1 protein-coding gene is annotated in these 1,051 nt (G+C 78.2%); it reads left to right on the top strand.

Annotated elements, in window-relative coordinates; all coding sequences use genetic code 11:
* A partial coding sequence (locus tag AC51EU_RS30730; RefSeq protein WP_496270367.1) for an FUSC family protein occupies nt 1-953 on the top strand: 953 nt, incomplete at its 5' end.
* Nucleotides 954-1,051 lie beyond the last annotated feature (98 nt).

Here is a 1,051-nt window from a genome sequence, read left to right as displayed (position 1 = left end):
TCGTCCGCCACCGGACCCGCCCCGGCCGCAGCGTCCTCGGGCCCGCCGGACGGGACTACGGCCTGCGGGTCGCGCTGTGCATCGCGGCGAGCGCCGCGGCCGCCCTCGCGCTGCGCGCCGAGCACTGGTACTGGCTCCCGGCGACCGCCACCTTCCTCGTCAAGCCCGACCTGGGCCCGCTGTTCTCCCGTACGGTCAACCGGTTCGCGGGCACCGCCGTGGGTGTCGTGGCCTTCAGCCTCGGCGGGGCGCTGGTGACCGGCTGGTGGTGGCCGGCGCTCGCGGCCGGGATCGGCGGGACGCTGCTGCCCTTCGCCACCCGGCACTTCGCCCTCCAGACCTGCGCGATCACCATCATGGTGCTGTCGTTCGTCTGGGTCAGCGGCGCGCCGCAGGCCGCGCCGGAACGCATCGCCGACACCGCCGTCGCCTGCGGCATCGTCCTCGTCGTCGGCCATCTGCCGCGGCTCGCGGACCCGCGCCGCCGCATCGGGCCGCGGGTGACGGGGGCGCTGCGCGCCACCGAACGGTTCCTGCGGCACGTCCTGGAGGCCGGGCCGGGCGAGGACCCCGCCGAGCGGCTCGCGCTGCGCCGCGCCGCCTACCGCGCGCTCGGCGAGGCCCGCGCCGCCGCCGAGAACACCTCGGCCGAACTCGTCCCCGCCCGCGGCCGCACCGCCGACTTCCTGCCCGTCGTCATCGCCGCCGAACGCATCGTGGACGCCGCGACCGCCTGCGCGGTACGCCTCGACCACGGGGCCCGCAGGCCGAGCGCCCTGGAGGCGGAGCGGCTGTGCGGGGCGCTGTCCGCGATGGCCGGCGCCCTGGAGGACCCGGAGGGCGGCGCGGCCGGGCTGCCGGCCGAGCAGATCGCGCCCGTCCCGGACTGCGCCTCGCTCACCGACGTGGCGGCGGAACTGGAACGGATACGGGGCTACGCGGGCACCTCGTAACGCCCCGGACACGCCGGAGGGACCGGGCGGGGATTCCCCTGCCCGGTCCCTCCGCGCGCGGCTCAGCGGCCGCGGCGCTCCGTGCCCAGCAGCCCGGC

Source organism: Candidatus Streptomyces philanthi (assembly GCF_059553635.1).
This window is presented reverse-complemented; position numbering and strand designations above follow the sequence as displayed.